Raw genomic sequence first — 24,163 nt, forward strand, 5'->3', positions numbered from 1 at the left:
TTGCCTACGTGTTACTCACCCGTCCGCCGCTAAGTCTCAGGAGAGCAAGCTCTCCATCAACTCCGCTCGACTTGCATGTATTAGGCACGCCGCCAGCGTTCGTCCTGAGCCAGGATCAAACTCTCCATGAAAGTTTGTGACTCATTTTGAATCTGACGAGATATAATGAATTTTCGATTGACTAAAGCCAAATCGGAAACCACATTAATTCATCTTCGTTTAAACATCATCTATTTGTTCAGTTTTCAAGGAACTTGTTTCGGTCTGTTTCGACAATTTTCATTGTCGCAACAGGATTTTATTATATCATTTTCTTTCAATCGAGTCAACACTTTTTTTCGAGAGTTTCGAAAGTGTTTATTGTTTTGAAAGCCCGCCGCATCAGCGGCAAGAAATAATATACCACGGATAACATGTATAATGCAACTGTTTTTTTAAAGATTAAATATGTTAATATTCTCCTGTCCGTTCAATAGCTTATTTATTATAGAATTCTTCCTAATTCATTGACCTCGTTTGCCTAGAAGACATGATACTGAACACTCCACAACAGGATGAATAAACGTCCCCTTCAAACATCAGCAGCCACTCTACCTCTTTAAAAAGGAAACTGGACTGACGATCGCGAATTTCCTAAGAACATAAGAACATCAAATACTCAAAACTCTGCCTTTCGGTGAATCTGAGTTCCAATCCGGTGTTAGGGGGATGAATATGAACGATTGGCTGAACCGCATACGAAAAGGCATCGGCAAAAAGCTGGCCGCCGTCCACCGCTGGAATGCATGGATGATTGCTTTTCTGGCCTTTAGCGGATTGATTTTGCCCTTGGGCGTGTGGAGGGAATGGCTCGGGGCAGGCAGGGTATGGCTAAAATGGCTTCACACCGGCGTAGGTCTGGCTCTGCTGGTCCCCGTGCTCTATTACCTGCTGCTTGCCGGCAAACATTGGAGCCTGCTCAAGGGTCGACCCGCACAAAAATGGAACGTCGTGCTCGTTCTAGGCATCCTGGCTGGCTGGTTCCTTTCCGGCGTGGTGCTCTGGCAGCTTCGTTTTTTCGGCCCGGCCTGGACCAATGTCGCGCTGACGGTTCACGATGTATTTACCTGGATCGGCCTGCCCTATATCATCTACCATTCCCTTGCCCGCACCCACTGGTTGAAAGAACCCCATCGCCGAACCGTCCGTATGCATTCCCCGCAGGCCAACGTTGACTCCCCACGTTCGGGAATAGAACCGCTGTATACGCGCAGAGCTTTTTTACGTTCAGCGATCGGCCTGGGCCTGACGGTCGCTCTTGGACCTTCTTTCGTAAAATGGCTGTCTTCCAGCCTCAACTCCGAGGCCAATGTCGAAGAGCTTGTTCAAAAGGACCAAAACGACCTTGTCCCCGCCCCTCAGCCTGCGGCGGATTCGCTTCCCCCGGTCGGCGGCGGCTCCAAAGGCAGCTTTCGGATCTATACCGTTACGCCCATTCCGACCTTCGACAACAGCAACTGGTCCTTTGCGGTTGATGGCCTCGTGGACCATGCGTTGAAATGGAATTGGGAAGAGTTCGTCAAACTGCCTCGGACGGTCCAAGTCAGCGACTTTCACTGCGTGACCGGCTGGTCCGTATACGACAACACTTGGGAGGGCATCCCGCTATACCGGCTTCTTGAAAAAGCCCGCGTCCAGCCTTCGGCCACAACCGTCAAATTTTATTCGGGAGACGGGGTTTACACCGATGCTTTAACCTTGGAACAGGCTCAAATGAAAGACATCATGGTCGCCGTTCTGCTTGACGGCAAACCGATTCCGAGCGAGCTTGGCGGCCCCGTCCGTCTGGTCGTTCCCCAAATGTACACCTATAAGTCCGTCAAATGGCTGAACCGGATCGAGCTGATCGCCGCAGATCATATCGGGTACTGGGAAGCGCGGGGATACGATAAGGACGCCTGGCTGCCGGGGGCAAAAAGAACATGAACCGGTTCTTATCCATGTGCAGCTGCAGAAGCAGGGGCGTGTTCCGTTATTGCTGCGGACCGCCCCATTGCTATTCCTTATACGCTTTTCTCATGACTGCGGCAAATAGAGCTGCCGCTTTCCCGCTTCCTTCGGTCATGTAATTATTGTGGTCCGTCCGGTCAAAACCCATCCATACCGCCGCCGTCCATTCGGAAGTATAACCGACAAACCAGAGGTCGCGGTTCGCTTTTCGGCTGACGCCCGGGAGATCGAGCTGGGTGGTTCCCGTTTTGCCTGCGACGGGCCGGCCGATCCGGGCCTTTTTCCCCGTCCCTTCCGTCACAACGTTTCGCAGCATCCCTGTCATTCGTTCAGCCGTCTGCGGCGAAATCACTTGCCGCTCCCGGGGAACATATTCGTACACCACGTTCCCTTTGGGGTCTTGGATCCGGCGCACCATGTGAGCTTCGCGAAACACGCCGCCGCTTGCAAACACGCTGTACGCCTGCGCCATTTTTAATGGAGAGATTCCGGCATGGAGTCCCCCAAGCGCTATGGACAGGTTGCGGTCCTCCTTCGGCAGGTCGATCCCCAGTTTCGCGGCAAACGCCGTCGCTTGCGAAATGCCTACCTCCGAAAGCAGCCACACGGCAGGGGCATTCATCGATTGCTGCAGAGCCGTCCTCATCGTCACTTGCCCGCGATAAACTCCGTTCAAATTTTCCGGCGCATAACTTCCATAAGAAGCTTTCCGGTCTGGAAGCAGGCTCTCCGGCGTAAACCTCCCGCTTTCGAGGGCAGGCCCGTAATCAATGATCGGCTTAAAGGCCGACCCCGGCTGCCGTGCGTCGACGGTCGCCCTGTTCAAGCCGCCGCGAACCGGATTTCTTCCCCCGGTCAATGCCGCAATTTCGCCGGTGCGGTGATCGATCATGGCCATCGCGGCCTCAACCTGCTGATCCTTGCCGTCCGGCGGAAACAGGCCGGGATTCGAAAACGTCTCCTCCAACGCTTGCTGCACCGAAGCATTCATGCTGGTCACGATCGTGTATCCGCCCGTCAGCAGCTCCGTTTGCGACTTGCCCGTCAGCCTTGAGGCTTCCTCCACAGCCGCATCGATGTACGAAGCGCCGATTCGCCTTTCCATTGCCCGCTCCGGAGGGCGGTATTCCTTCTGCTGGGCGGCCGCCATTTCTTCCTGCGTAATCAGCCCCTGCTCCCGCATGATTCCGAGTACCAGATTCCGCCGCTGCACGGAAAGCCCGGCGTCATCGCCCGGATGATATATGGACGGCCCCTTCGGAATGGCGGCCAGGGAAGCGATCTGCGCGACATCAAGCTCTTTCAAATTCGTGATGCCAAAATAGTGCTCCGCCGCCGCCTTCACCCCGTATTGCCCTTCCCCCATATAAATCTGATTCAGATACATCTCCAGAATGTCATGTTTGGACAACCGCTTTTCCAACGCAAGCGCGATGGAGGCCTCGTTCAGCTTGCGCAGCAGGGTCTGCTTCCGGTTCAAATACAAATTGCGGGCCAGCTGCTGCGTGATGCTGCTCCCGCCTTCCGAGACGCGCATATGGAGCGTATTATTCAACAAAGCGCGGGCGATTCCCTGATAATCCAGGCCCTGATGGCGATAAAACCGCCGGTCCTCGACCGCCAAAAAGGTATCGACCAGCAGTTTGGGCATTTCCTCGAGCGCGGCCACTTTCCGGTAACCCGACCCGGGCAGCGGAATTTTCCGCAAAACGGTTCCGTCCGATGCCGTTACGACGCTCGATTCCTGCAGCACCAGTTTTTCCGGGTGGCGGGATACGGTATTTTGACCATAAACATGGACGTAAAACAGACCGGCAAGCAGCATGACCGAGACAATAACGGCCACATCAAACGCGATATAAGCCCCTTTTAGCAGCTTCCTTCTTGCTTTCACATGAATTCCGATCATGGCGCGGCGATCAGGCTTTCCAAAAGCCTTTCCATTCCGAGCGCTTCCCGCCTTAAGGCATCCACGTCCAAACGTTCGTCCCGTTCCTGCCCGCTATGGGCCTGATCGGCCTTTTCGATGATCCGCCGCAAAGATTTGATTCTCAAGACAAGCGCCATGAGCTCTTCATTCTCCAGCCGGCGATCCTGTTTTTCCTGTATGTTGCGATCCTCAGCAGCATCCCGCTTAGGCCTGGAACCGGCCTGTTCGTTCAAGCGCCGCAAATATCCAGCCAACTCCCGCAGTTCGCCAGCCGAAGCGACTTCGAGCTTTTTGAACGATCCTTGTCGGGCCAGCTCTTCAGCCGCCGCTAACAGCGCCTTGACATCATCGGCCGTCTTCTGCGACCGCAGCATAAAAAACAAAACAAACACCGCCAAAAAGAGCAGGACAGCAATCGGCGTTTTACCGATATGATTGATGAGCCAGTGGGCGGCCCGCACCACCAATGCTTCAGGATGCGACGCATAATGGGAATACAGCAGTCCAAACATTTTATATGTAATAAAAAGAAAAAGGCCGCTGAGAAGCATGCTTCCCATAAAAATGTACAGGTACGCGGCGCGTACCGTCAAAAGCTTGTTTGCCATTTCCATTCCTCCTTGCAACCGCAGGCAAATGATGCCTTTCGCAAATAAAGGATAACGGCCAATTCTTAAAAAACAGCCCATAAATTCTTAACATTCTCTTAAAAACAACCTACAGGGCAGATCATTGCGGCCAACACGTCGTACTTTGGCGGGAGATGGTCGTGCGCCTAGTCCGAAAGCGTTCGTTTAAGCCGATGCCTTTTGCTCCCTGCACAGCGGAAACCGCGTGATAAAATCCGTCCGGTAAGTATCGCTCTGCGCCGAAATGCTCCCATGATGCCGGTCGACGATTCCTTTTGCAATCGCCAGCCCCAAACCCGATCCCCCGGTATGCTGCGACCGCGAACGTTCCGCCCGGTAAAACCGCTCAAAAATATGCGGAAGGTCTTTTTCCGCAATCATGTCCCCGAAGTTGCTGATCCGCACCACCGCCTCGTCCTTTTCGCGGGCAAAAGAGATCTCCAGCTTTTTTCCCGATTTGCCGTACCGGATCGCGTTGGTGATCAAATTTTCATAAGCCCTTACCAGCTCGTATGGCGCAGCCTCAATCCAAAGCGTTTCGTTCGTCTGGTCATGGACCGTGTACGTCATTCCGGCCAGGCTCAGCTCCGGAACCGCCTCCTCGGCCAATTGCCGGACAAAAGCCTTCAGATCCAGCCGTTCCAACACCAGCGGAGGCCCGCCGCCGCTCACGCGCGTATATTCGAACAAATCGTCGATCAGCTTACGCAGCACGAGCGTTTTCTGGTACGCAATATCGACGTAATAGCGCATCTCCAGTTCGTCGCGGCAGCGGTCCTGCTCGATCACTTCCAAAAAACCAAGAATCGACGTCAAAGGGGTCCGCAAATCATGGGATACGCCCGTGATCAGATCGTTTTTCGCCTGAACGGCGGCCCTTTCCTCCATCAAGGAATGCTGCAGCCGCTCGGACATCACGTTGATGTTTTCCGCCAGCACTCCCAGCTCGTCCGTCGTTCGGACTTCGATCCGGTGGGATTCGCCCAGTTTGGTGATCTGCTGAATGCCTGCGGTAATTTCCTCGAGATAAGAAATGACTTTCCGGGTAAAAATAAAAAAGAAAATCAAAAAGCTGACAATGCCGGCAACGGCCATCAAAGGCCCCGAGCCGATATGGTTAATGATCCATCTCAGGATGCGCGTATACGGAGCCGAAGGCGGGGCCGAATTCGAGTACACCATGAAGTTGACGAGCTGATATCCTGCCATCAACACGGCCGCGCCCGATACCATGCTTAACAAAAAAGCCCAAATAAACTTCCAACGGATCGTGCTTATGTATTTTGCATTCATGAATTGGTCTCCCTCCCCATCAGGACGTCGGCGTATCCAGTTTATAACCTACGCCCCAAACCGTTTGCACGTAACGCGGGCGTTTCGGATCGATCTCGATTTTTTCGCGGATTTTCCGCACATGCACCATGACGGTGTTGCCCCCATCGAGAAAAGGCTCGTTCCACACGCTGTTATAAATTTGTTCCATGCTGAGCACTTTTCCTTGATGCCGCGTCAGCAGCTCGAGAATCGCGAATTCCCGGGGAGTCAGCTTAACCAGTCGGCCATCGACGCGCACTTCATGTTTTACCGTATCCACCACCAAATCCTCGAACGCAAGCACGCCTTCGTCGGCCTGGGGCGGCACATCTTTATTAAAACGGTGATAACGCCTCAGCTGGGATTTGACTCTTGCAATCAGTTCAAGCGGATTAAACGGTTTGCCGACATAATCATCGGCGCCGATGCTGAGGCCGTATATTTTGTCCATGTCGGTGTTTTTGGCGGACAACATGATGATCGGCATGCGGCGCTCCTCGCGAATTTTCATGCAGGCGGCGATCCCGTCCATTTGCGGCATCATCACGTCCAAAATGATCAGGTCCACGTCCTCCTTCTGCAGCCACTTCAGCGCTTCTGCCCCGTTATAGGCTTTAAGGAGCCGGTATCCTTCGTTCGTAAAATAAATATCGAGCAGCTTCACGATTTCCTGTTCGTCGTCTACGAGCAATATGGTTTCCTTTTTCACTAACAAGCGTCCTCTCTATCCATGTGATTTTTCTCATTTCATCTTAACAAAGATTTCATGCTTATATTTCCTTTTCATGCAAAAAGTCCCGATTCATAAGCTGAATCAGGACTTTTCCTATGCGGGTATATTCAATTAACCTTCCATATTCAATAAACGGATAAACTCGTCTTCGTCTTCGATGACCTGGATGCCAAGCTGCTGGGCTTTGGTCAATTTGCTGCCGGCTTTTTCGCCCGCGATGACCAGATCCGTCTTCGAGGATACGCTGCCGGTGACTTTAGCTCCCAACGCCTCCAGTCTTTTGGCCGCTTCGTCGCGGGTCAGCTGGTGCAGCGTTCCGGTCAGGACGACCGTTTTGCCGCTGAAGAAGGAATCGGTGCTCACCACCTGCGGCGCTTCCGGCGCTTTCGCTTTGACGCCCAAGGCCAGCATTCTTTCGATGCCCGATTTCATGAACGGATCCGCGAAAAAGCTTACGATGCTTTCGGCGACGATGCCGCCCACGTCCGGGAGGGCAATCAATTCTTCCACGGTTGCGTTCATGATCGCATGCAGGTCGCGGAAATGGTCGGCCAGCATTTTGGTCGTCGATTTGCCGGTATTCGGGATGCCCAAGGCAAACAGGAACGAAGCAAGATCCCGGTCTTTGCTTTTTTCCAGCGCGGCAAGCAGGTTGTTCGCCTTTTTCTCGCCAAAACGGTCCAGCTTGATCAGGTCTTCGAACGTCAGCGTGTACAAATCGGCAGGCTCGCGCACATTCAGCTCATTGTACAGCTGCTCGGCGGTCATGACGCTGAACGTCTCGATGTCCATCGCATCCCGCGAAGCAAAATGGGTGATCCGGCCAATGATTTGCGGCTTGCAGTCCAAACGGTTGTTGCAGAACAGATGCGCTCCGCGCTGCTCCAGCGGGAATCCGCAGGCAGGGCAATGCTCCGGGTACACGATCTCTTCGCCGTCGCTCTCTTCGGTCACTTTCCCCAAAATTTCCGGGATGACGTCGTTCGAGCGGCGGATAAAGACGCGGGTGCCCAGCGCATGCTTCAGGTTTTTCCGTTCGATGTCGCCGATGTTGTTGAGCGTGCAGTTCTGCACCGTCACGCCCGCCAGTTCGACAGGTTCGACGCGCGCCACCGGCGTGATTTTGCCCGTGCGTCCCACTTCCCAGGAGACGGACTCGAGAACGGTCGTCGTTTCTTCTGCCTCGAACTTGTAGGCGACGGCCCAACGCGGGAACTTATCCGTGTATCCCAGCGCCTCCCGCGTACGCATATCGACGATTTTCACGACGGCGCCGTCGATCAGGTAATCGAGTCCCGCACGGCGCTCCTGGATGTCCTCCAGCTGCTTCGTCACATCGTCGAAATTTTCGAAATAGAAAATATACGGGTTCACCTTAAAATGATTGTCGCGCAAAAAGTCCATCATTTCCTTGTGGGATTCGAAACGGATATTGTCGGAGTACCCGACGTTGTAAAAGAATGCGCTGAGCTTGCGCTCGGCGGTGACCTTCGGATTCAGGTTGCGGAGGGCGCCGGCTGCCGCATTGCGTGCGTTTTTGAGCGGTTCGGCCGCCGTCTGGTTATATTTCTCCAGCACCGACAGGTTCATGATGCCTTCGCCTTGTACTTCGATCGTGCCTTCTTTGTAAGGGATGGTGAGCGGGACGGATTTGATCGTTTTGACTTGGGCCAAAATGCCTTCGCCAACGACGCCGTTGCCGCGGGTCGCCGCCTGCACCAGCCTGCCGTCCTTGTACGTCAGATTGAGCGTCAGGCCGTCGAATTTCAGTTCGATCGCGTAGCTTGGCTGCGGCAACGGATTGTCCGGATTTTTACTGTTATAGTCCGCCACAAGCTTGGCGACGCGCGCGTTCCAGCTTTGCAGCTGGTCCGCGTTTTGCGCCTTGTCCAGGCTCCAAAGCGGCGCCAGATGACGATGCTGAACGAATCCTTTCAGCAGCTCGCCGCCGACGCGTTGGGTCGGGGAATCCGGCAAAACGACGCCGCTCTCCTTCTCCAAAGCGACCAGCCGATCGTATAAGGCATCATACTCTTTATCGCTGATCAGCGGCTTGTCGAGCGTGTAATAATGATAATTCAATTTGTTCAGCTCGGCGACGAGCTGCTCCATCGTAGACATCGGATCCATGCGCGGACCATCCCTCCGTCATATATAATTATTTTTTTCAAAAAGCTTTTAGCTTCGAAAGAATCGATTCCGTCCCTCCGCTAATCCAGCATCCAGCCCAGAACAAATGAAGTTGAATTTACGTTTAGCCTTCCACTCTCGTAATCGGCGCAAACCCGGCCAGAAGCCGTTTTACGCCGACAGGCGCCGGAAACGCGATTTGCAGCTCGGTATCGTTCCCGGTCCCTTTGACCGAGACGACCGTACCCGTGCCCCATTTGCCGTGGGCGACCTTATCGCCGGCCTTCAAGGTCGTCAGGTCGGATTTGTCTCCCGATGCCGCCGGCTGCGGCGCGGAAGTCGTGACCGTCACTTTGCTGGACGATCCAGTGGCCCGCGCTGTTGAACCGCTGAGCGATGAGGTCTGGTTGCTGCGTCCGAAATTGCTTCCGCCGCTGCCGAAGCCCCGTCCGCCGTACGAGCCGCCGATGTTGCCGCCGCGGCGGTACCGGTCGCGGGCGACGCCGGTCTCCTCTTTCAGCTCTTCCGGAATTTCATCCAGGAAACGCGATGGCTGGTTCGCCGTCGTCCGCCCGAAAAGCGTCCGCATCTGCGCGCAGGACAGGTACAGCTGCTGCTCTGCCCGGGTAATGCCGACATACGCCAACCGGCGCTCCTCCTCCAATTCTTCGTTGTCCAAAAACGCCCGGCTGTGCGGGAACACGCCTTCCTCCATTCCGACGATAAACACGATCGGGAACTCCAATCCTTTTGCGCTGTGCATCGTCATAAGAATGACGGCATCGGATTGATCCTCGTCTTCGTCGTTCATCGAATCGATGTCGGCAATGAGCGCCAAGTCCGTGAGGAAGGAAACCAGCGACTTGTCTTCGTTGTTTTTTTCGAATTCCATCGTAACGGACAGGAACTCGTCGATGTTCTCGAGGCGCGACCGCGATTCGATCGTATTTTCGCGCTGCATTTCGACGCGGTATTCGCTCATCTCCAGCATTTTTTCGGTGAGCTCCGTGACGGATAAATATTCTACCATTTGATTCAGCGCGGCGATCATATCGTAAAATTCCACCAGCGCGTTGCGCGTTTTGCCGGCAAATCCGAGATCGTCCACGACCGCAAGCACTTGGAAAATCGACACGCCGCGTTCGGCCGCGGCTGCCGTCAGTTTGGCCACCGACGTGTCGCCGATGCCTCTTTTCGGCACGTTGATGACACGCGCCAAGCTGAGGTCGTCATTAGGATTGGAGATGAGCCGCAAATAAGCGAGGATATCCTTAATCTCTTTGCGGTCATAGAACTTGATGCCGCCCACGATTTGGTACGGAATATCCGATTTGATCAAAATTTCCTCGATCACCCGGGATTGGGCGTTGGTGCGGTACAAAATGGCATGATCCTGGTACGACTTGCCCTGCTTCACGTTATTGCTGATCTCAGAGGTCACGAAATACCCTTCATCATGTTCCGAATCGGCTCTGTAGATTTTGATCTTTGCGCCTTCGCCTTTATCGGTCCACAGATTTTTCGACTTACGTCCGCTGTTTTGCTTGATGACTGCGTTGGCCGCGTTCAAAATGGTGGCCGTCGACCGGTAATTCTGCTCGAGCAGGATGGTGCGGGCTTCCGGATAATCCTCCTCGAAATTGAGGATGTTGCTGATGTCCGCCCCGCGCCAGCGGTAGATCGACTGGTCGCTGTCGCCTACGACGCAAATGCGGTGATGGCCGTCGGCCAGCATCCGGCACAGCATGTACTGCGCCCGGTTCGTATCCTGGTATTCGTCGACGTGGATGTATTGGAACTTTTTTTGATAAAAATCCAGCACCTCAGGCACTTCTTTAAACAACTGGATCGTCGCCATGATCAGGTCGTCGAAATCCAGCGAGTTGTTGCTCTTCAGGCGGCGCTGGTACATGGTATATACCTTGGCGGCGATGCTTTCCATGAAGTCTCCGGCCTTCTGCTCGTATTGAGCGGGCGTGATCAGTTCGTTTTTGGCGGCGCTGATCAGGGAAAGCACGGCTTTCGGCTCGAATTTTTTCGTGTCCAGGTTCAGGTCCTTCATGCAGTTCCGCACCAAGGATAACTGGTCCGTCGAATCCAAAATCGTAAAATTGGAATTAAAGCCGATCCGTTCGATATCCTTGCGGAGAATGCGCACGCACATCGAGTGGAACGTCGATACCCAAATGTCGCGGCCTTCATGGCCGACAAGCCTGGTGACGCGTTCCTGCATCTCGCGTGCCGCCTTGTTTGTAAACGTAATCGCCAAAATGCTCCAAGGCGGCGCTTTGCGGGTGGCGATCAGGTAAGCAATCCGGTGCGTCAGCACCCGGGTCTTGCCGCTTCCCGCCCCGGCCAAAATGAGCAGCGGTCCTTCCGTCGCTTCGACGGCCTGCCGCTGCTGCGGGTTTAACTTTTGAATCGCTTGATGTATATCTATCGGTTGCATGCAGGCATGCTCCTTCCTTCATGTCGTTGTAATCCGGCAAAAGCTACTTCACGGCCTTGACGGTAAGCAGCGCCTGTTTCAAATCGTCATAGACCGCATTGCCGACGACGATCGTATCGCAAACTGCCGCCGCGGCCGCCGCGGTTTCCGGATCGTGAATGCCTCCCCCGTAAAACACCTTGGCGCCATGGACCGACCGGTGGATTTTTCGGACCATGTCCAGGTCGCCGAAGCGGCCGCTGTATTCGACGTAAACGACCGGCAGGGACATCAGCTTGTCCGCCACCTGCGCATACGCAGCCGCTGCGTCCGCGTCCAAATCGGTTTGGGCGCCGGTCAGCCGGGCTACGGTCGAATCCGGATTCAATATAATGTAGCCTTCGGGAACGAGCAGATCCCATGGAATCATATAGCCGTACTCCTCAATGGCCCGCTTGTGCTGGCCGGTAATCCACGCCGAATCCGCGGTATTCATCACCATCGGAATCATGTACAAATCAAAACCCGGCACAATCATCTCCAGATTGGAAACCTCAAGCACGCACGGAAGCTCAAATCGGCGCACCCGCGACAGCAAATCGACCGTATTATCGAACGTTACGCCGCTCGAGCCGCCAATCATGACGGCATCCGTTCCGGACATACATACCGCTTCAAGCGACGCGTCGTCGATCTCCCGGTCCGGGTCCAGCTTAAAAACATGTCTCCATGGTTTGATCATCTGCTTCAAACGTCATTCCTCCACGACTTTTTCTCTTAAATCTAGTCTATGTCAGCACGGGAGTAGTGTCAATTTCTTGTTCGCATTCGATGCGAACAATTTTATGGAATTTCCAGCAAGCGTTAAATAAGACGGCAAAAGGTGAATCAGCCGCGGCTTAAGGTCCGTTTCAGGCTCTTCGAGGGGCTCAGGGAAATTCAGATATTCCAAGCTAAAAAAAGCCACCGACGATATGTTTGTCAGCGGCTTGCGACTCATTTTGTTCTATTTTCCCAGCGCATACAGCCATCCTGCGGATTCCACCTCTTTTTCCGTCAAAAAGTCCGAGTATACGCCGTTCGCTCCCATTCGCTTAAACCTATTCGCATCAGCGGGTTCGTTGATCGTGTTGACGTAAGCGGCCGCCCCGGCTTTTTTCAGCTTCGACAAAAAGGAACGGGTCACGCGTTGTTCCGGAATCGTCACCGCATCGATGGCATTTTCCGCTACGAAGTCAACGACCTCGTCGTCCGTATCTTGAGTTGCATACAACGTATAAATGATCGATGGAAAGTCGTAAATGGCCTTGACCGTTTTCAGCATCGGCCGGTTATAAATTTGCGGCACCACCCGCTCCAGCAGCTGCGGATCGCGCGCTTGGGCCGACCTGACCAGCAACGCAAGCTGACGCTTCCTATTTTCCGAATCCTGCTCCTTCATGTCCGTCACGATATAAATGTCCGGATAACGCTCCATCAGGTCCATGATGTCCTGCCAATCGAGCGGAGCGTAAGCGCCAAGAATTTTGCTGTTTTTGAACTCTTTGTATGTTAAACGTGCCGCCTGGCGCTCCTCGGGGAGCTGGCCTTCCTGCTGCAGCAGCTCGGTCATCGCCTGCGTCCATTCATGCCTTGCCACCAGATTGCCGTCTTCGGTCAGCAGCAAATCCACTTCGAATACCCGATTCCCTTTTTCATAATTGGCGATAAAAGCTTCATAAGAATTCGTATACGCATGATCGCGGATGCCTCCCATCGCGTGGGAAATCACCTTATAATCCGTAAAACCTCCGGTCGTTTCCTGCGAATTGCCCCGGGGCGTCCAGAACAGGATCGCGGCAGTCCCGGCCAGCAGCAGCAGGGCGATCCATTTTCGCATAGCGGTTCACATCCTTTGGCGTCGGGTTATGTATTTATGAACGATGCACTGTCATGTGGGAAATTACCCGGAAAAGGATGGGGAGAAACGAACGGCAAACATAAAAAAGCGACGTGTCGACCACGCCGCTCTTCGCATCTGAAAATACTTAATATGCGTTTTTGTTCACGAATCCGTTGCGGATCGTTTTGAAGATGATTTTAATATCGAATAAAAGAGACCAGTTTTCAATGTAAAAAATGTCATGGTTGATGCGCTCTTCGATGGAAGTGTCCCCGCGCAAGCCGTTGCTTTGCGCCCAGCCGGTAATGCCCGGACGGACATGGTGTTTTACCATGTATTTCGGGATTTCTTCCCGGAACTGATCCACGAAATAAGGACGCTCCGGCCGCGGGCCGACCACGCTCATATGCCCGAACAACACGTTAAAAAATTGCGGCAGCTCATCCAAGCTCGTTTTGCGCAGGAAGGAACCGAACTTCGTCCGACGAGGGTCGTTTTCGACCGTCCAGCCCGTGTCTTCGGTGCCCGGCGGCAGCTGCTTCATCGAGCGGAATTTGTACATCATGAAGTTGCGCCTGTTCAGCCCGACCCGCTCCTGCTTAAAAATAATCGGCCCGGGCGACGTCAATTTCACGCCGATGGCGATCGCAAGCATAATGGGCGACGTCAGCAGGATGGCAAACAAGGAAAACGCGATGTCGAACAGCCGTTTAAACATCCGGTTGCCTGCCAAATCGAGCGGAATGTCGCGGACGTTGATCATCGGCATCCCGGCGAAATTGTCGAAATACGGCCGGGCAGGAAGATAATCGAAAAAGTCGGGAATGATGAGCGTACGTACGCCCGCTTTTTCGCACAGGTTGATGATCTTCGGATACTTCGAGTGCGCATCCAGCGGAAGCGCCATAATGACTTCGTCGATCAGTACTTCCTCAAGCACCTTTTCCAGATCGTCTACCGTTCCTAATATAGGTTTATACCGCTTCTCTTCAAGCGAATCCCACTGCTGAAAATCGTCAAGGAAACCGACCACCTCATACCCCATCTCCGGGTATTGCTTCAGATTCTGGTAAAATCTTTTGCCGAGCGAACCTGCGCCGACGATCAGCACGAACTGGCGGTTATAGCCCTTTTCCCGGAGGACCTTGAGGGATACTTTCAGTATGTACCGGTAAAACAGGATAAACATGACGAGGGAAACCATGTAAATGGCCAAATACGACCGGGAAATGTTGATTTCCTTCACGAAAAACATCAAGCTGAGCAAAACGAAGATGCTGATGGCATGCACTTGCACGATTTTGATGAATTCATCCGCAAAGCGCTTTTTTCGCTTCGGGGAATACAAGGCGATCAACATGCCGGTCAAAACGGCAATCGCCCCGTAAATAAAGCTCCACATGGCATACGTCTCGATCGGCAAGGGAGCTTCGTATGGTATCCAGCCGCTTTTAAATCTCAGCCACCAGGCTAACAGAAAAGAAAACTGGATGAACACAAAATCCGTCAAAACATACATTTGCGTCAAAAACTCCTGATTTTTGCGGATCACATGCCCACCTCCATATTTGTTTCTTTGGTTTTGGGTGCCGGCCCTGCCGGGGCCAGTCTGCTTTTCAATAGAGCCATGGCAAATTTAAGCCCTACCCCCAGGTATATGAGCGCATTCGTCAGAATATTGTACCGCTTCCGATAATGCTTGCGATGAAACACGATCATTGCCCGGTGGAATTCATAGATGATGCGAACCGGGCGTCTGCGGGCGCTCCCGCCTTTGTAGTGGACAATCCTCGTTTTTGGATAATAATGAATGTCCCAGCCCGCCTGCTTGATCCGGTAACACCAGTCGATGTCCTCGCCGTACATGAAAAATGTCTCGTCCAACCCGCCAATCTGCTCGATCGTCTCCCGCCGCACCAGCATAAAAGCCCCGACCAAACAGTCCACGGGGTACTCCTGATCCGGATCAAGATGGCCCAGCTGGTACTGGTTGAACTTCGGTTTGTCCGGAAAGAGCTTCGAAAACCCGAAGGCGTAATAAAACGAAGCAGACGGCGTCGGGAAACCGCGCTTGCAAGCTTTGTCGAGCGAGCCGTCAGGCAAAATGACCTTGCACCCCGATGCCCCCACCTTCGGATGCTCATCCATAAAAGCGATCATCGTCTGCAGCGTATCCTTCTGCACGACCGTATCCGAGTTAAGCAGCAAAACATACCGGCCCTTCGCCGCCGCCATTCCTTGGTTGTTGGCTTTGGCAAATCCGGTATTCTCCGTGTTCGCGATAAGCGTTACGTGCGGGAATTCCTCACGAATCGACTCGACCGAACCGTCCGAGGAATGGTTGTCAATCACGATGACTTCATATTCGTACACCGTCTCCGAGGCAAACACCGAACGAAGACAGTCCGTGGTAAGCTGACATGTATTGTAATTCACGATGAGAATGCTTAAATCCAATTGAAGCACATCCTGACAAATTTTTATCGGGTAAGATTGACTATATGACAAAATACGTTATCGTTCGTTCTATCTATCGACATCATTATAGCATATCGCGGCAGCGTTGGCAGGGGGAATATGGAAGAAATGAGAGAGGAAACTAGGTTTAAAGGTTTACCGGGAATCTATTTTGGCTATAATCGCTTTCCGCTTACTTTTTAAACGTTTAAATTCCTTTCCAAAAGACTTCCATGCTCCCAAAACCTTGGGCTCTCTCAATATAAAATATGCGTTACTAGCCACCTCGTAAGGAATCAAATGAAACAAGCGCTGAATCCAGCGGCGCCGATTCCCGTTTTTGTACATCATTTTATAGCGGTTAATATATGAAGCCCTCCGAATAAAGAGAGGCTGCCGATGGCGGCTTCCTTTTTTCCAGCCTCTTGCATGATAGCCGATCGCTTGCGAATGGTAGTATGATTTCCATCCTAAAATCTGCGCCCTCCAAGCCACGTCGACATCTTCCTTGTAGGCAAAAAAGTCGCTGTCGAAAAATTCGCCGTCGATGCTGATATCTTCGATCATTTTCCTGGAATAAAACGCCGCTGCCCCCGAAACCCCAAAAACCAAGCCGGATTCGCTCCATAAGGAAGCTGATTCCCCTGCCCCGCGGTCAAAAGCTCTGCAAGCTTTATTCATAACCAGACCGGTACTATCAACAACCTCCGGATTGGATTTAAGCAAAAGTTTTCCGGTGGCGCTGCCGACCTCGGGATTCGCTTCGAGATACCCGACAAGAATTTCTATGTACCGTGGATCTAGTGTTACGTCCGGGTTTAACACAAGCACGTATTCGCTATCCGTTGCGGCGATTGCCTGGTTATGGCCTGGAGCAAAGCCGGTGTTTTCCCCATTGGGAATAACTAACAGTTTGTCCTGTAAAGCTGCCTCCATTGAAAAGACCTTCTCTAACGTCCGATCCGAGGAATGATTATCGACAACAACGATTTGCTGGACCGGATATGTTTGGGCTACAACAGCATTCAGGCACTCCTGAATGTCTTCCTCGCTATTAAAGGTAACAATATGTACGCTGACTTTTTTGATCATCACTTGAGTTCCAATCTTTATTTTGGTTCTATTATAGCAAATAATCTCTCAACCAAATGAGTATTGGCGAGAGATTATTTTGAACTTAAATTTATTGCTGGTCATTCGCTTCTTTCAACTGACTCAAAAAATCCTTCAGGCCTTCCCGCCATGGTCTAAGATCCATTAAGCCATTCGTACGAATCGACAAGTGATCCATGACGGAATTGGCCGGCCTTGGAGCCGGACGCGGAAATTGTTCTGTGGTACATGGCTCAACCTGAGCCGTAATTTTAAAGCCAATCTTCTGAGCTTCCTCAAAAATTGCTTGGGTGAATTCAAACCATGTACAGTCTCCGCTGTTCGAAGCATGGTATATACCGTATTTTTCGGTGTGAACCAATTCCTCAAGAAAACGGGCCAGATCAACCGTGTAGGTAGGAGAACCTTTTTGGTCATGAACAACTTGCAGCTGGGGTTTCTCCTGACCCAGGCGAAGCATCGTTTTCACAAAATTGTTCCCGTGCAGCCCGTAAACCCAGGATGTGCGGACAATGAAATATCGTGAAGACAGGCTTTGCGTAAGAACCTCACCGGCTCTTTTCGATTTGCCATACACACTTTGCGGATCCGTATTGTCATACTCCTGGTAAGGGGCTGCGGAACGCCCGTTAAACACGTAATCCGTACTGATGTAGACCAGCTTAGCGCCAACCTTTTCAGCCGCAACAGCTACGTTTCTTGTGCCAACCGCGTTTACTTTGTAGGCTCCGTCAACATCCGTCTCGGCGGCATCCACCGCAGTATAAGCGGCACAATGGATAATAGAATCGGGCTGGAATCCGCCTATTACTTGCTGACACTGCTCCAAACTCGTAATGTCCAATTCGGAGCGGCTGCATCCCATGACTTCGTGCCCTTTTTGTTGAAAAAGAGCGACTACATCCTTGCCTAATTGCCCTGAGGCTCCGGTAACTAAGACTCTCATACGGAATCGCCCAATCGTTCCCCGTATTGCTTAGCGTAATAGTCTTGGTACTCACCAGACTGAATGCGGGTCCACCATTCTTTGTTGTTCAGGTACCATTGAATCGTTTCCTTAATGCCCGTTTCGAAGTTATGCTTCGGTTTCCATCCAAGTTCCTGCGTAATCTTCGCCGGATCGATGCCGTAACGGCGGTCATGCCCGGGACGATCCTGTACATAGGTAATCAGCGACTCCGGTTTATTCAGCTCCGCCAAAATGGTTTTTACGATGTGGAGGTTCGTCCGTTCGTTGTTCCCTCCAATGTTGTATACCTCCCCGACACGGCCGTTATGAATAACCAGGTCAATGGCGCTGCAGTGGTCTTCCACATACAGCCAATCGCGAATGTTAAGCCCGTCTCCGTAAATCGGAAGCGCCTGGTCGTTCAAAGCACGGGAAATCATCAGCGGAATCAGTTTTTCCGGAAATTGATACGGTCCATAGTTATTAGAACAGCGGGTGATGTTCACCGGCAGACCAAAAGTCTCGTGATAGGCACGTACAAGAAGATCTCCGCCCGCTTTGCTCGCAGAATAAGGACTGTTTGGCGTTAGAGGCGTTTCCTCCGTAAATAGGCCGGTTTCCCCTAAAGTACCATACACCTCGTCCGTAGATACTTGAACGAACTTGGTCACACCGTATTTTTTGGCTGCGTCCAGAAGGACCTGCGTCCCTAAAACATTTGTCTTTACGAATACTTCCGGATCCAAAATGCTGCGGTCCACATGCGATTCGGCAGCAAAGTTGACCACAACGTCAATGCCTTGTTGGAACAAGGCGTCAATTGCCTTGGCGTCGGTAATATCGGTTCTAGAGAACGTGTAGTTCGGATGATTTTCAATCGATTTCAGGTTTTCCAGATTGCCCGCATACGTTAGCGAGTCCACATTAATGATCTTGTAATCCGGATGCTGCTGAAGCATATATAAAACGAAGTTACTGCCAATAAATCCGGCTCCGCCGGTAACGAGAAGTTTCATGTAACCCCTCCTAATGAAGCTTTGCCCCGTTTGGAAAATAACCACCCTTATGTATATGAACACACCCCATAGAATGTTATTCGATGAATTCAAAGAGGTTCATTTAAGGGGAAACTAAGGACCATGAGTATTATTGGGAAGAATTACGAATTGAAGCTATTCGAATGCAGGTGTATTTGAAAAGTGGAGATATCGACCAACCATTAAGCATTGTAGAATACAGGATAAGGATCGAGTCAAATAGGGGATATAAAGTAATGTTATAGGAGTTTAATTTTTCCTGATTGATCAAGAAAAATGAGAAAGGAATACCTGGATTAAGAATGGCAGATTTCGAACATGTCCTACGACTATCAAGAAAAGCTACATGCTAGCGACAAAATCAGCACCTCGAGGAGGGAATCAGTTCTATAGAGCCTTGATAAGGGTTCTCTTTTCGCGTCTCAAAAGAAAAGGCTCCGCTCTTAAATATTCCGAAGTGAGTTTGGACAGTTAGTCGAACCTTAATTAAAGAAGCTGACGCCAGTAGGATGATCTTACCCCCGTCAAGTAGACAGTATTAAAACTGAAGTCATTAAGCAGCCTTAGTTCGATACTCCACAGGACTAAGGTTGTTTAGTTTTGCTTGGAACCTGTCGTAATTATAAAACTGTATGTATTCATGAATACCGGTGATGAGCGCTTCTTCCGACTCAAATGATTGAAGATATAAACATTCTGATTTGAAATGTCCAAAGAAACTCTCCATGCAGGCATTATCCAAACATTTACCCTTTCTAGACATACTGGATTTCATTTTGTATTGCTTTATAAGTTTGCTGAAGCGTCTGGAAGTGTATTGATATCCTTGGTCACTATGGAGGAGAACTCCTTTTGTTTTACGGACACCTCGAGCCTTTTCCAATGTATCAGTCACAAGTGCTAAGTCATTTTTGGTGCTTATGTGGAACGCAATGATTTCGTTGTTATAAAGATCGTAAATGGTAGAGAGATAGAGGTTTTTCTGGTTGTACGGAATATAAGTAATGTCGGTGATCCACTTCTGATTCGGACGGTCCGCATGGAACCCTCTGTTCAACAAATTATCGAATACTACGTAAGCCTCCTTTTCACCATAAAACCTTTTCTTCTTTCGGATTTGTGCTTGTATGCCCATCTGTTTCATTAAGCGATAAACCCTTTAATGGTTTAGTAATCCGTACGTTTTATTTAGCCATATTTGCATCCTTGGGTAGCCTAGTATGCCTCTAAGGCGCTGATGGCCCTCTAAAATCTTCTCCTTTAGAGTTTGATCCTCTAGTTGTTTAGGTAAGAACGTATGACGTCTTTGTCGCCATTTGTAATATCCACTCCTAGAAACTTGAGCGATTCTACAAAGCATAGATCCTGTATCCCGCAATTGCCAACTGCTCTATGACGACATACTCAGCGATTCTACTTACAGTTTGCTTTGCCCCCTTTGTAGTGACCCGAGCTTTTTTAAGTATTCATTCTCCGCACGTAATCTAATTAATTCCTCTTCAGGGCTTAACGGGTTCTTTCTTGGCCTACCTTTGTTAATGCCCTTTGATTTCCCGCGTTTCTCTTCAAGCCCCGACATGCCTTCATTCTCATAAAATTTGACCCAGCGCCTTATAGAGGCTTCTGGAATACCCAACTCTTTCGCGACTCGCTTATATCCGAAGCCATGTTCGAGGTACATCTGAACAGCTTTATATTTCGATTCAGTTGAATGTGTGTGTTGGACTCTGGCCATGTAAAAATCCCCTCCAAGTTAACAATAAGAGTCAGTCTCTTATCTGTCTACCTAAAGGGGATAATATCAGGAAACCGACCCAGCTCTCAGCTAGGTGTTTTTTTGAATATTTTCTAAATCTAAATTATATAAATATCTCTTATTGTCATAATAATTAGCTGCTAGACTTTTTTACTAGAGCTTCTAACCATTCCTGATTCTTTATATACCAATCAACTGTCTTTTTTATACCAACTTCAAAATTATACTTTGGTTCCCACCCAAGTTCAGTTCTTATCTTTGATGCATCAATTGCATAACGTCTATCGTGACCAAGCCGATCAGTAACAAAGGATATTAACTCGTTGTGATTTTTATTGATTTCATTTAGGATTGTATTTACAATTTGTAAATTGGTTCTTTCATTGTTCCCGCCAATATTATAAACCTCTCCGTCCTTCCCTTTATGAAGAACTAAGTCTATAGCACTGCAATGATCTTCAACATATAACCAGTCACGAACATTTAAACCATCACCATATACAGGTATTTTTTCATTTCTCAGTGCCTTGGTTAAAACCATTGGTATTAACTTTTCGGGAAACTGATATGGACCATAATTATTGGAACAACGTGTTATACTTACTGGAAAATGATATGTCTCGTAATAGGCCCTAGCTATCAAATCTCCCCCGGCTTTACTCGCAGAATAAGGACTATTAGGTGCAAGCGGTGTGTCCTCTGTAAATAGACCTTCTGCCCCCAAGGTACCATAGACCTCATCCGTTGAAATCTGTACAAATTTACTTACACCAAATTTTTTTGCTGACTCAAGTAATACATGAGTACCTAAAACATTTGTTTTCAAAAAAACGTCCGGATTTTGTATACTTCGATCTACGTGCGATTCAGCCGCGAAGTTTACCACCTTGTCTATTCCATTGGACATAATCTGTTCAACAATCTGTCTATCGGTTATATCTGCTTGAATAAAGGAGTATTTCGGATTGTTTTCAACACTAGCCAAATTTTGAATATTTCCGGCATATGTTAATGAATCCATATTTACAACTTCATAATTAGGATATTTATTCAACATATATAAGATAAAATTACTTCCTATAAATCCAGCTCCACCAGTGACTAAAATTCTCAAATAAAACAATCCTTTCTCCAATTATATTTTAAAATTAATTTCAGCATTAACTAATTCAGGATGATTCTTATCTTTGTCCGACAAAATTGGATTAGATACAGGCCAATCAATGCTAAGATTTATATCATTCCAAGCAATTCCTCTATCATGTTCCGGTGAGTAAAATTCATCAACCTTATATATTACTTGAGTGTTAGTTGTTAACGTGCAGTAACCGTGGGCAAATCCCTTAGGTATTAAGAGTTGACGTTTATTTTCTTCACTCAAAATAACTCCGATCCACTTTCCAAAAGTGTCAGATCCCTCTCTTATATCAACAACAACGTCATAAATCGCACCAGCAGTTGCTCTAATTAATTTAGTTTGCGCTTTTGGAGCTAACTGGTAATGTAACCCTCTAATTACCCCTGCCTCTCGAGAAAGCGCGTGATTATCTTGTATAAATTTATAATGCAGCCCTTTTTCTATAAATATCTGTTCATTATAGCTTTCCATAAAAAAACCTCTGGAATCCTGGTGAACAATTGGTTCGATTAAATATACTCCTTCAATTTCCATAGGTGTTATTTTCAAAACAAATCCCCTCTTCCTTATTTGTTAAATACTCCTAAATCAATATATTCATCTTCACCTCTAATTTTACTTAATGCTCTAATATTCATATTTTTATCGGAAATTTTTATATAACCAATCCATCCATTATCATCCACATCCTTCTTTCCTAATGCTTCGGATAAACCCTTCCGATTAATACCATGGACCCCTGCTCCAATAACCATGTTCTTTTCATTTACAAAAACAATGTAATCAGGTTTTTCCTTTTGTGTAAGTAACCATCCTGAAGCTACAAATAAATCGCTCTTTACATTTGAAATAGTATCAAAATTGCCCAGTACCCCAGGATCTTTTTCTATTTTTGATGAGTCAATAATCTGATCTTCCTTATAGCTTGAATTCAAACTACTTCTAGTATAAAGATCTTCATATTCGTCTTTTAAAATTGATAGTATACTTTTATTTTCACTTGATGTACTTGAAACACTTAATGTTTCAGGATTAGTTTTGTGATGATTTTGAAATTCTGAATTTACAAGAATAATTAATAAATAGACTAATACTGCATTAAAAAGAAATAAGAGTATCTTAATTTTGGTTTTCATTGATTTTCCTCATTTATAATATCAAATTAGTCTTCCCGCAAAAACAGAACTTTTCTTCCTACCTAGTTTGTCAAAAAGGACCCATTCATAAAGTTTTAAACCCCAAGTTTGAGGAGACATTCCTATAAATCTAATAATAAAATTTTTATTAGCTGAATTTTCAATATCTTCAAACACAATAGCTGTAGGCTCGTTATGTTTGATTTGTTGACTATCTAAAATAACAGTTCTTAATATTTGTTGGCTCTCACTTAAAACTTCAAACGCCAGATATTGACCCACATTATTCGTTTGGTAATTAACAAATATAGACTCTATACCATTCCAATTATTATGATTTGGAGTTACAGTATAATAAACTATTTTTTCATGTGATATTGATTCTCCTAGGGTCAAAACGTGATCGTCTAAATTAGATTTCGAATGTATAATACTGTAATCAATAGTTTCCTTACATAATTCATTGATTTGGTTACTTAAATCTCCAGAACGGTTACTTCTCATTCGCCTTAATCGTTCAGTTAACCTTCTCCATTTACTGCCCATTAATAATTCATTCTGAACCCACAATTCACTGAGCTTCAGTTCAGTATTACTATCCGGTAGTAATAATTCATTTTCTTCAGGAGTTGCAGCTGTTTCAGTACCTTGAATTATCTCAATGTTTTTTTCTAATAAGGACTGTAACGCAATATTATGAGAAGAGATGTCTTTTAGATCTTTTACTTCTTCAGTTAATTTATTTATTTTTGCGAGTAATATTTCTTCCTTTTTTATAGAATTCTGTACATTTGATAGTTGCTGGGATAGTTTATGAATTTGGGAGTTGGACTCTTCTCTCTCTTTATATAAATCTATTAATTTACCATTTAAGACTTCTATATCGGCAACAGCATCCTCATAACTTTCCTTTAATCTTCGAATAGTTACATGATTTGGTTCTTCTAATGGCGCTCTAGATAAGCCTATCAATTCCTCTTGTGATATTTGATCTTTTACAACAACTAAATGAATGAGAATTTGGTCAACAATATTCATCGAATTCTGACGTAATTTAGCTTTTTCGTTTTTATCAAGTCTTCTATATTCGGGGAAGTAAAAATACTCTATTTTCAAACAACGAAAATCTATTTTCAAATTACTATTATCGCTTGCCCCTAACCCCCACACTGGAGCGTGAGGAAAATAATAATCCTCCTCCGGTATAACTGAAAAAGAATCAGTTGTAAAAAATCTTGCGGTATGCTCATTAAAAACTTGCTTATGATATGGATTTGCTACATTTAGGCTTGTATTATAATAAGGAGCAGCAATGCATATAATTGCTTTATGTTTACATATACGATAAATCTCCTCCATTGTAGCCATTAAATCTTCGCAATGCTCCAAAAAATGGGATGCCATAACATACTCAACGGAATTATCTTCAAGAGGTATTCCTCTATCAATATCACATACTATTTTGGTGTCTGGCGTCTCAAATCGATCTATTCCAATGTATCCAGGTTGCTTGTTATACCCACATCCAATATCGATTTTCAT

19 protein-coding genes, 1 rRNA gene and 1 pseudogene are annotated in these 24,163 nt (G+C 48.4%); 1 reads left to right on the plus strand and 20 read right to left on the minus strand.

Annotated elements, in window-relative coordinates; all coding sequences use genetic code 11:
• A 16S ribosomal RNA gene (locus tag AC27KL_RS21265) occupies window positions 1-131 on the minus strand; the annotation flags it as partial.
• 583 nt (window positions 132-714) lie between these two features.
• Between AC27KL_RS21265 and AC27KL_RS21270 the strand changes: the two genes are divergently transcribed.
• The gene (locus tag AC27KL_RS21270) at window positions 715-1,965 is read left to right on the plus strand and encodes a molybdopterin-dependent oxidoreductase (protein WP_487170980.1); all 1,251 of its coding nucleotides are present in this window, start codon (window positions 715-717) and stop codon (window positions 1,963-1,965) included.
• Window positions 1,966-2,035: 70 nt separating this feature from the next.
• On the opposite strand, the gene AC27KL_RS21275 is transcribed toward AC27KL_RS21270, so the two are convergent.
• The 19 genes and pseudogenes from AC27KL_RS21275 to AC27KL_RS21365 all read right to left on the minus strand — a co-directional run bounded on the left by AC27KL_RS21275 (window position 2,036) and on the right by AC27KL_RS21365 (window position 24,163).
• On the minus strand, window positions 2,036-3,883 hold the full coding sequence (locus AC27KL_RS21275; protein ID WP_487170981.1) for a transglycosylase domain-containing protein: 1,848 nt from the start codon (window positions 3,881-3,883) through the stop codon (window positions 2,036-2,038).
• 11 nt (window positions 3,884-3,894) lie between these two features.
• Window positions 3,895-4,527 carry a hypothetical protein gene (locus AC27KL_RS21280; protein WP_487170982.1) on the minus strand — a complete coding sequence of 211 codons (633 nt, stop codon included), beginning with the start codon at window positions 4,525-4,527 and terminating at the stop codon, window positions 3,895-3,897.
• Window positions 4,528-4,713: 186 nt separating this feature from the next.
• Window positions 4,714-5,841: a sensor histidine kinase gene (locus tag AC27KL_RS21285; RefSeq protein ID WP_339322498.1), complete on the minus strand. Its 1,128-nt coding sequence runs from the start codon at window positions 5,839-5,841 to the stop codon at window positions 4,714-4,716.
• Between the two features lie 19 nt (window positions 5,842-5,860).
• The gene (locus tag AC27KL_RS21290; protein WP_339322499.1) at window positions 5,861-6,571 is read right to left on the minus strand and encodes a response regulator transcription factor; all 711 of its coding nucleotides are present in this window, start codon (window positions 6,569-6,571) and stop codon (window positions 5,861-5,863) included.
• A 135-nt stretch (window positions 6,572-6,706) separates the two neighbouring features.
• Complete coding sequence (gene ligA / locus AC27KL_RS21295) at window positions 6,707-8,725, minus strand: NAD-dependent DNA ligase LigA (RefSeq protein WP_339322500.1); 2,019 nt, start codon at window positions 8,723-8,725, stop codon at window positions 6,707-6,709.
• Between the two features lie 124 nt (window positions 8,726-8,849).
• Window positions 8,850-11,174 carry a DNA helicase PcrA gene (gene pcrA, locus AC27KL_RS21300; RefSeq protein ID WP_487170983.1) on the minus strand — a complete coding sequence of 775 codons (2,325 nt, stop codon included), beginning with the start codon at window positions 11,172-11,174 and terminating at the stop codon, window positions 8,850-8,852.
• Window positions 11,175-11,217: 43 nt separating this feature from the next.
• Window positions 11,218-11,895 (minus strand): heptaprenylglyceryl phosphate synthase, encoded by a 678-nt coding sequence (gene pcrB, locus AC27KL_RS21305; RefSeq protein ID WP_487171079.1) that lies wholly within the window; start codon window positions 11,893-11,895, stop codon window positions 11,218-11,220.
• Window positions 11,896-12,159: 264 nt separating this feature from the next.
• On the minus strand, window positions 12,160-13,032 hold the full coding sequence (locus AC27KL_RS21310) for a phosphatidylinositol-specific phospholipase C/glycerophosphodiester phosphodiesterase family protein (protein WP_487170984.1): 873 nt from the start codon (window positions 13,030-13,032) through the stop codon (window positions 12,160-12,162).
• 148 nt (window positions 13,033-13,180) lie between these two features.
• Window positions 13,181-14,587 (minus strand): undecaprenyl-phosphate glucose phosphotransferase, encoded by a 1,407-nt coding sequence (locus AC27KL_RS21315; protein WP_487170985.1) that lies wholly within the window; start codon window positions 14,585-14,587, stop codon window positions 13,181-13,183.
• Window positions 14,584-15,492, minus strand: a complete 909-nt coding sequence (locus AC27KL_RS21320) for a glycosyltransferase family 2 protein (protein WP_487170986.1) — start codon at window positions 15,490-15,492, stop codon at window positions 14,584-14,586. The genes AC27KL_RS21315 and AC27KL_RS21320 overlap by 4 nt, the downstream gene beginning before the upstream one ends.
• 156 nt (window positions 15,493-15,648) lie before the next feature.
• Window positions 15,649-16,584, minus strand: coding sequence for a glycosyltransferase family 2 protein (locus AC27KL_RS21325; RefSeq protein WP_487170987.1), 936 nt, complete (start codon window positions 16,582-16,584; stop codon window positions 15,649-15,651).
• 91 nt (window positions 16,585-16,675) lie between these two features.
• Complete coding sequence (gene rfbD, locus AC27KL_RS21330) at window positions 16,676-17,551, minus strand: dTDP-4-dehydrorhamnose reductase (RefSeq protein ID WP_487170988.1); 876 nt, start codon at window positions 17,549-17,551, stop codon at window positions 16,676-16,678.
• Window positions 17,548-18,570, minus strand: coding sequence for a dTDP-glucose 4,6-dehydratase (rfbB, locus tag AC27KL_RS21335; RefSeq protein WP_487170989.1), 1,023 nt, complete (start codon window positions 18,568-18,570; stop codon window positions 17,548-17,550). The genes rfbD and rfbB (AC27KL_RS21335) overlap by 4 nt, the downstream gene beginning before the upstream one ends.
• Window positions 18,571-19,144: 574 nt before the next feature.
• Window positions 19,145-19,738: pseudogene (locus AC27KL_RS21340) on the minus strand (IS3 family transposase); the annotation flags it as partial.
• A 270-nt stretch (window positions 19,739-20,008) separates the two neighbouring features.
• On the minus strand, window positions 20,009-20,326 hold the full coding sequence (locus tag AC27KL_RS21345; RefSeq protein ID WP_487170990.1) for a transposase: 318 nt from the start codon (window positions 20,324-20,326) through the stop codon (window positions 20,009-20,011).
• Between the two features lie 154 nt (window positions 20,327-20,480).
• A complete protein-coding gene (gene rfbB / locus AC27KL_RS21350; protein WP_487170991.1) occupies window positions 20,481-21,461 on the minus strand; it encodes a dTDP-glucose 4,6-dehydratase in 981 nt (326 codons plus the stop codon).
• Between the two features lie 21 nt (window positions 21,462-21,482).
• Window positions 21,483-22,034, minus strand: coding sequence for a dTDP-4-dehydrorhamnose 3,5-epimerase (rfbC, locus tag AC27KL_RS21355; RefSeq protein WP_310858629.1), 552 nt, complete (start codon window positions 22,032-22,034; stop codon window positions 21,483-21,485).
• Window positions 22,035-22,051: 17 nt separating this feature from the next.
• The gene (locus AC27KL_RS21360) at window positions 22,052-22,621 is read right to left on the minus strand and encodes a hypothetical protein (RefSeq protein ID WP_310858630.1); all 570 of its coding nucleotides are present in this window, start codon (window positions 22,619-22,621) and stop codon (window positions 22,052-22,054) included.
• A 21-nt stretch (window positions 22,622-22,642) separates the two neighbouring features.
• Window positions 22,643-24,163, minus strand: a complete 1,521-nt coding sequence (locus tag AC27KL_RS21365; RefSeq protein ID WP_487170992.1) for a methyltransferase domain-containing protein — start codon at window positions 24,161-24,163, stop codon at window positions 22,643-22,645.

The organism is Paenibacillus sp. YAE3 (assembly GCF_057546105.1).

Excerpts from the sequence above, each read along its gene's own strand:
- AC27KL_RS21280 (WP_487170982.1), bottom strand. The coding sequence starts at position 4,527 with ATGGCAAACAAGCTTTTGACGGTACGCGCCGCGTACCTGTACATTTTT.
- AC27KL_RS21325 (WP_487170987.1), bottom strand. The coding sequence starts at position 16,584 with ATGATCAAAAAAGTCAGCGTACATATTGTTACCTTTAATAGCGAGGAA.
- pcrA (WP_487170983.1), bottom strand. The coding sequence starts at position 11,174 with ATGCAACCGATAGATATACATCAAGCGATTCAAAAGTTAAACCCGCAG.
- rfbB (WP_487170989.1), bottom strand. The coding sequence starts at position 18,570 with ATGAAACTTCTCGTTACCGGCGGAGCCGGATTTATTGGCAGTAACTTC.
- AC27KL_RS21365 (WP_487170992.1), bottom strand. The coding sequence starts at position 24,163 with ATGAAAATCGATATTGGATGTGGGTATAACAAGCAACCTGGATACATT.
- AC27KL_RS21270 (WP_487170980.1), top strand. The coding sequence starts at position 715 with ATGAACGATTGGCTGAACCGCATACGAAAAGGCATCGGCAAAAAGCTG.
- AC27KL_RS21310 (WP_487170984.1), bottom strand. The coding sequence starts at position 13,032 with ATGCGAAAATGGATCGCCCTGCTGCTGCTGGCCGGGACTGCCGCGATC.
- ligA (WP_339322500.1), bottom strand. The coding sequence starts at position 8,725 with ATGGATCCGATGTCTACGATGGAGCAGCTCGTCGCCGAGCTGAACAAA.
- pcrB (WP_487171079.1), bottom strand. The coding sequence starts at position 11,895 with ATGATCAAACCATGGAGACATGTTTTTAAGCTGGACCCGGACCGGGAG.
- AC27KL_RS21285 (WP_339322498.1), bottom strand. The coding sequence starts at position 5,841 with ATGAATGCAAAATACATAAGCACGATCCGTTGGAAGTTTATTTGGGCT.
- AC27KL_RS21345 (WP_487170990.1), bottom strand. The coding sequence starts at position 20,326 with ATGGCCAGAGTCCAACACACACATTCAACTGAATCGAAATATAAAGCT.
- rfbD (WP_487170988.1), bottom strand. The coding sequence starts at position 17,551 with ATGAGAGTCTTAGTTACCGGAGCCTCAGGGCAATTAGGCAAGGATGTA.
- AC27KL_RS21360 (WP_310858630.1), bottom strand. The coding sequence starts at position 22,621 with ATGAAAACCAAAATTAAGATACTCTTATTTCTTTTTAATGCAGTATTA.